General features: G+C 42.3%; 3 protein-coding genes. All 3 read left to right on the top strand.

Annotated elements, in window-relative coordinates:
• Nucleotides 1-1,733, top strand: a 1,733-nt coding sequence (locus F6K57_RS18205; RefSeq protein ID WP_293069723.1) for a CHASE2 domain-containing protein, incomplete at its 5' end; no start/stop codon positions are given.
• Nucleotides 1,734-2,028: 295 nt separating this feature from the next.
• Nucleotides 2,029-2,826: a DUF928 domain-containing protein gene (locus F6K57_RS18200; protein WP_075899184.1), complete on the top strand. Its 798-nt coding sequence runs from the start codon at nucleotides 2,029-2,031 to the stop codon at nucleotides 2,824-2,826.
• Between the two features lie 63 nt (nucleotides 2,827-2,889).
• Entirely contained in the window at nucleotides 2,890-7,740 is a 4,851-nt protein-coding gene (locus F6K57_RS18195; protein ID WP_293069721.1) for a DUF3160 domain-containing protein, read from the top strand.
• The last annotated feature ends 124 nt before the right edge of the window (nucleotides 7,741-7,864 follow it).

Here is a 7,864-nt window from a genome sequence, read left to right as displayed (position 1 = left end):
GGCAGGAACCCCAGGCATCGGAGTTGAATCAGCAGTTATGGGAGCAGGGGTGGGATATTCTGTTTTTTGCTGGTCACAGTGGCACTTCCCAAGAGGGGCAGCGGGGGGAAATTCAACTCAATCAGACCGAACGGTTGACTATCGATGATCTGCGGTTTGCCTTGAAAAAAGCGATCGCACGAGGGTTGCAGTTAGCTATCTTTAATTCCTGTGATGGTCTCGGCTTAGCCTACCAGTTGGCAGCACAGCAGGATTTGTATTTGCCCCAGGTGATTGTGATGGCCGAGAAAGTGCCAGACCCAGTATCACCCAAGTTTTTGCGGTATTTTCTAGACGCTTACATCCGGGGTGAGTCTCTGTATAGCTCGGTGGCAGAAGCACGGGAAAAATTACATGGCTGGGAACAAGAGTATCCCTGTGCCAGTTGGTTACCGGTGGTTTGCCAAAACCCTACCGTTCAACCCCCCACTTGGAAAGAATTACGCTATGGTCCGATCAACCAGTCTCCTTGGCAGTTACCCCGCACGGCTGTGATTGCCAGTTTTCTGGTTACCCTTGCCCTGATGGTGGTGCGGCCATGGGGGGTAATCCAACCCTGGGAGTTACAGGCTTATGACCAATTTATGCGCTGGCGACCCGACCAAGGGGTTGACCCGAGGCTGTTAGTGGTTGAAATAACTGAGGAGGATTTTCAGTATCAGGATGACCAGGGTATGAAGCGTAAGTGGTCCCTGTCTGATGCGGCTTTGGCTCAACTGTTGGATAAATTACAGGCTCATCACCCTCGTGCCATTGGCTTGGATATCTATCGGGATTTTCCGGTCAGTGAGGAGTATCAGGATTTGGCGAATCCCTTGGCAAGGATGGATAACTTTTTTGCTGTCTGTCAAGCTAGTAACCCCACTCGTAACTATGGTGGTATTGCCCCACCCCCAGAAGTGCCACCGGAACGTTTGGGCTTTACCGATGTGGTGATTGACTCCGATGGGGTACTGCGCCGTTATCTTTGGTATGCTAGCTTTAACCGTGATTCCCCTTGTCAGACTGAGATGTCTCTAAGTTTGCAGTTAGCACTACATTACTTAGCTGCAGAGGGGATTGACCCGAAGCCCACACTAGAGGATGAGGTGCAATTAGGGGAAACCACGTTAAGGTCGTTGCCTGGTTATGCTGGTAATTACTCCGGAACCAGTAATGCTGGCTATCAGATGCTACTGGATTATCGCACTCCTGGTGATATCGCCCAAAGGGTTACCCTAAAACAGATTCTAACGGATCAATTTGAACCGAGTTGGGTTAAAGACCGGGTAGTTTTGATTGGTGTTACTGCCCCTAGCGTTCAAGATGATTTTTCCACTCCTTTTACTCGGAATTCAAACCAGACTATAGAGATGCGTGGTGTATTTATTCATGCTCAGATGGTTAGTCAGATTCTGAGTGCGGTGAAAGATGGACAACAACCGTTGTGGATATGGTCCGAGTGGGGAGAGTTTTTGTGGATTTGGGCTTGGGGGAGTCTAGGGGGTTTCTTGGTGTTGGTCTGTAAACGACTCTTTCATTGGGTGGGAGTGGGTATCGCCAATCTGGTAATTTTATCTGGTGTTTGCTTTGTTGTCTTTATTCAAGGTTGGTGGATACCATTAATCCCTTCGGGTTTGGCTTTTGTGGCTACAGGGATGATTGTTGGTTACCAAAGGGCTGTATCGGTTAGTTGCTCGGTTTTGGGTAATTGACAAAATGTATTTGCTGATTTTGGGTATAATTTTCCTCCATAGCTCCCTATTTTGGGGGATACAAAACTCTAAAAGTATCCCCGGTGCGCTTACAGTTGTCACAGCAACGCTGAAAAAAATAATTCCAGTGTTTTGCATAATTTTCAAAACTAACACTGTTATATAAATAGGTTAATTTTTTCCAGCCTCAAAATGGCAGGTGGTTTAGATGGCTGGTTCCTTAGTTTCAGGGCATCTTGATTAAGAGCTTGATTAGATAGGTAATCTCTTAAGTAAATTAGGGATGTTTTGTATCATGAATCGTAATAAATTTCGTCTACAAAAGGTAATTATTGCTCTGACTCTGAGTTGGTTATTTAGTTTCGAATCTCACATAGTTAAAGCTATAGAGGCAATTGAACCCCTAACTAACTTGCTCAAGCAAGGGGAAAACACCTTAACCCCTATAGCTGAATTGCCAGTTCCAGTTAAATTAGAGCTTACTCTACCTCCTAAAGGAGCACCTGGTAAACGTAAAGGTGCAGGAAGTCGGAACGACTGTCCCTTTGAGGAATTTATTGCTTTAGTACCTGGTACTAATTTCGGCTTAACGACTAGTGAACGTCCTACCTTTTGGTTTTATGTGCCCTATTCCGATAACCGGAAACTCCAAGCAGAATTTCGGTTGCGGAATAAGGAACTTAAGGAGATCTACAAAGAAACGTTTACGCTCCAAAATACACCCGGAATAGTCAAGATAACTCTACCGGAAACGGTCTCAGGACTTGTTGTGGAAGATTTATATCATTGGCGTTTCTCTGTGATTTGCAATCCCACAGACCCATTAGATAATGATTTCGTTAGTGGTGGTGTTGAAAGAATCTCTATCACTGATGATTTGGAGCAGCAGTTAGAAGGCAAGAATCCCCGGGAGCGTATTGTTGTTTATGCCAAACAAGGGTTGTGGTTTGATGCCCTAACTAGTCTAGCTGAACTGCGTTTAGCTAATCCTCAGGATAAAACTCTGGCTCAGGATTGGGCAGATTTATTAGAGCAGGTGGGTTTGAAGGAAATTGACTCACAGCCTTTAGTTGATTGTTGCACAGTTGAGTAATATTTTTGATTATTAACCTGATTTTTTTTGTTCACTATTCACTAGCATTTAAGCAGGTTTGTGATGAAACATTTCAAGAAATCAAAAAAGCTGATTCTTAGTTTTTTGGTGGCACTGTTTATTATTGTCAGTAATCAGCCCTTCCTGATCAATTCCATTAATGGCTCTGACTTTTTTGCCAAAAGAGCTTTTGCTCAAACAACAAGTGATACTTTCGGTTACAATGCTGCCTTTGAAGAAGAATGGAATAAAATTGGGCAGATGTCAACGGAAAAATTTGCCCAAAGGTATGATGCCAATGCTGATTATATTCAAGGAATTAGTTGGGATCCAACCACAGCTAAATACTGGGATTTATTCAATCGAGATCCAAAAAAGCACGAGCAACTCTACTACGATTTTCGACTGAACCAAGATGAACTTAGCGTTTTCAATAAAAATGGATTTGTAGTCAGTGAGCGCCTCGGGACAAAGAGTTTTGCTAGGATGTTCTATCGCATCTATAGTAACGACTTACCTGTTTTTGTTTCCGCTGACTCCATTCTCCATGCCTGGCATATGTCCTACGATGCCATGCTCAAAGAACTAGAAGAAAAGGTTTTAGCTCCATCTCTAGAAAAAATACTTCAGGGTATGGCAGAAACTATCCCTGTGGCAGCAAAAGAATATGGTAATGGAGAACTAGAATCAAGTTTAAAGGATGTTGATTATTTCCTAGCTGTAGCTCGTTCCTTGCTTAAACCCAATTCTGCTAAACAGTCTAAAAATAAAAGACTACAAATAATTGTAGGGAAATCTAACAACGAAGCATCTCCAGAATCTGATCTAGCTGATGAACCCGTCAAGACTTACTTAAATCAAGATGAGCGTGTTGCTGAAACTCTCAACTTTGTTAAAGCTCAACAATTACAGGGATTTAAGTTGTTTGGACGAGAGCGCCGGGTAGATTTTTCTCAATTTAAACCAAGGGGTCATTATGAAAATTCTGAAAGACTTAGGAAGTATTTCCAGGCAATGATGTGGTGTGGCAGAATTGACTTCCGTATTGCTGGTAAACCTGAAGAAGCCTCTCCACGAGAACTGGGGGCAGCGATTATTTTTCATGACCTTCTTAAAAAATCCGGAAATTTTGAGTTATGGCAGCAATTTGATGAAATTATCCAAACTTTTGTTGGTTGGACAGATTCTATGACTTTTGCTCAACTGGATAAACTTTTGGTACAAGCACAGATTAACTCTCCAGCAAATGTCAACAGTCGGTCAAGCCTAGAGCAACTGCAAAATACTATCTTGGATGGAAAATTTGGTATTCAAAATATCCGAGGTCATTACCACTTACTCTTCAAGGAAGAAAAACCACAATTACCCAGATCATTCACAATATTGGGTCAAAAGTTTGTTTTGGATAGTTGGGTAATGTCTCAGGTAGTCGATGTTTCAAAAATTTGGGATGGTACTTTTATTAAACAGAATAGACCAACAGCTTTGGATGTAGCCTTTGCTGCATTGGATAACAATCAGGTTACTCCCAATCTCGTTGAGCGTATTACCAATCTTGAGAAGCAGCAGCCAAAAGTTGGTCTTAACTACCAAAATAACTTAGCAGCAGCCAAAAATGTAATCGATCAACAAGACCCATCTGTTTGGAAAGACAACATTTACATGAATTGGCTGGCAACGTTGCGTGAACTTTCAGTACCTACCTCAAATTCCAAATATCCTGAAGCTATGCGAACTCAGCCTTGGGCCATGAAAACCCTCAACACCCAGTTAGCTTCATGGACGCAGTTGCGTCACGATACCATTCTCTACGCCAAACAAAGCTATGGTATTTTTTTGGCATGCGAATATCCGGCTGGTTTCGTTGAGCCAAGACCAGAATTCTGGGAACGTTTTGAGCAAATGGTAAGGCTAACAGCCCAACAGCTTAAAAAGACTCCCTTAGAATCCCAAGAAATTCAGACCAAACAGGTTAAATTTCTTGAACAATTTGCCCAAAAGTTGGGGATTATCAAAGAGATTGCGTCAAAAGAACTTGCCCAGCAGCCCCTTACAAAAGTAGAAACCAAATTTCTCAAAGATATTGTTGAGATCATTCAACGAGCATCGGGCTCTCCCAAATACGAAGGCTGGTATCCTAAGCTTTTCTACAGCAATCCAAAAGACTCTGACAAATGGGATGCCTTGGTTGCAGATGTGCATACAAGTATAGGGGAACGAGAACCAGATATTGTCCTTCATGAGGGTGTGGGTAATGTAGATATGCTGATGATTGCAGTAGAAAATGGTGACGACCGCATGGTTTTTGCTGGTCCGGTTATGAGTCACTATGAATTTGAAGTTCCTAGCGTTATGCGGAAATCTGATTCTGAGTGGAAGCAAGACATACAGAACAAAAATATTCCCCCTCGTCCTGATTGGACAAAGGATTATCTCGTCTCACCTCTGTCAGTACAGACAAGTATTGGTCAACAACCAAGCTACAAAGCTTTACAGCTACAGAAAGAAGCTTTGCAGTATTTGGATCAAGGTCAATTTCAAGCAGCCATGAGCAATTACGAGCAAGTATTATCCCTTACCAGAGAACTTAAGGATACAGCATGGGAAGCCAAAATACTCTACTCAATGGCAGTAGAATACACAAATCGAGAGCAATATCAACAAGCATTAGAGTTATATCAGCAAGCTTTACCTCTTACTCAAAAAATAGGTGATCGTACTATTGAGTCTATAATTCTGAGCAATATGGGAAGGATTCATGCAGAACTGGCTCAGTATTCCCAAGCTCTGGAGTTTTTCGATAAATCTTCAGACGTCAGCCAACAAATTGGCAATCGTGTTACACAAGGACGTAGTATCAACAGCATCCAAGCAATTCAAAGCTCTTTAGAGGGTAACCATCAAAAAGCACTAGAACTTTTCCAACAAGCTTTGGACATTAATCGTAAAATTGGAGATAAAAGAGGAGAAATATTTAGCCTCACCAATATAGCCTCAATTTACGGCGATCAGGGTGAGTATCAAAAAGCACTGAAATTGTATAACCAAGTCTTCGACATTAGTTTAAAAATTGGCGATTGCGAAGGAATAGCAGTTAGCCTTAATGACAGTGGCTTAATTTATTATGAACTGGGGGATAAACAACAGGCACTAGAGTTATATCGTAAAGCTTTGGATTTTTGTGAAAAATATGGTTTTTACAGTGATAAAGCGAAGACTATGTTGAACATTGGCAAAGCTTATAGTGGAATGGAACAGTTTCAAGAAGCTCTCCATTTCTATCAACAGGCGTTGGCAATTTTCCAAGAATTAAAACTTTCTGATGATCAAGCTAATGCTCTTGCTCATATCGGCAGTACTTTTATGAGCATGGGTAAGCTAAATAAAGCCAAAGCAACGCTTTATCAAGCTATTGATTTAATAGAGTCTGTGATCAGACCTAACAAAGATCTCCATAAAATATCAATGTTTGAAAACAAAGTATTTCCTTACAAGGCTCTACAATATGTACTCATTCAGCAAAATGAACGTGAAAAAGCTCTAGAAGTTTCAGAAAGAGGCCGGACAAGAGCTTTTGTGGAATTACTAGCGAAGCGGTTAGCTGTTAACTCAGAAGAAATTGCTGATTTCAAGCCAATATCCCTTAAACAAATTCGACAGATTGCTGTAGAACAAAATTCGACCCTAGTTGAATATTCTATTCTTCCCAGCAATAGTAAGGAATTTAAACTCTATAGTTGGGTCATTCTGCCCACAGGTAAGATTGAGTTTCGTGCCGTTGACCTCCCTCAAGAAACGTCCCTAGAAAAATTGGTAAGCAACGGATATTTCTGTATTCTTCAAGACGAATGTCGCAGCGGTGCCAATCAAACCCTACCGACTGTGGGTGATTGGGTAAAATTAAAGGATGACCAGTTTGACCAACCCTGGCAAGTAGTCGATATTCAGCAAGACACTCTCAAACTCAGACTGGAGAATTGGGAAGAAGATACTACTATCCCACGTCCTATTACTGATGTAGTAGCGATTGTCAAAGCCTTCAACCGAAAAAGTCTACAACAACTCCATGAACTCCTCATTAAACCCATCGCCGACCTACTACCAAAAAATGAGAATGACCGAGTGATCTTCATCCCTCATCAACAACTATTTCTCGTTCCCTTTCCCGCTCTACAGGACAAGGATGGCAACTACCTAATTCAGAGACACACTATTCTAACTGCTCCATCCATTGAAGTCTTGGGTTTAACCCATAAAAAACGGAAACAGCTTCCCAATTCAGTCCAAGGTGCTGTAGTCGTAGGCAACCCCACCATGCCCAGGGTCACCACTAAACCAGGAGAAAAACCCGAACAATTACCTGAGTTACCTCATGCTCAGGAAGAAGCAATTAAGATTGCCGAACTCCTTAACACCCAAGCTCTTACTGGGAAGAGTGCCACTAAAGCTGCTATTTTGCCTAAACTACTCCAAGCTCGAATTATTCATCTGGCTACTCACGGTCTATTAAGTGATTTTAAAGGACTCGGTATACCCGGAGCCATTGCCCTTGCCCCCTCCGGCACAGGAGAGATCAATGACGGTTTGCTCACCGCAGGTGAACTGTTACAGATGAAATTAAATGCTGAGTTAGTTGTCCTGAGTGCCTGTAAAACTGGACAAGGTGATATTACCAGTGATGGAGTTATCGGTCTATCTCGCTCATTAGTTGCTGCCGGAGTTCCCAGTATTATTGTTTCCTTGTGGTCAGTTCCCGATGCTCCCACGGCTGATTTGATGAAGGAGTTTTATCAAAATCTTGACAGCACAGGGGATAAAGCGCAAGCGTTGCGCCAAGCCATGTTGACCATGATTCCGAAGTTCCCTAACCCGAAAGATTGGGCGGCATTTACGTTGATTGGGGAAGCTAATTGAGGCAACAACTTTTGGTGAGGCGATCGCACTTTCATGGATTGAGATTAGTGGATATTCTTGTTTTTGCGATCGCACTTGCATGATTTGGCTATTCTACCACCGTTAAATCAATAGAATTCTGTTC

The organism is Moorena sp. SIO4A5, from assembly GCF_010672005.1.
In the GTDB taxonomy this organism is placed as follows: Bacteria; Cyanobacteriota; Cyanobacteriia; order Cyanobacteriales; family Coleofasciculaceae; genus Moorena.
The sequence above is the reverse complement of the archived record's forward strand: the minus strand, read 5'-3'. Positions and strand labels throughout refer to the sequence as shown.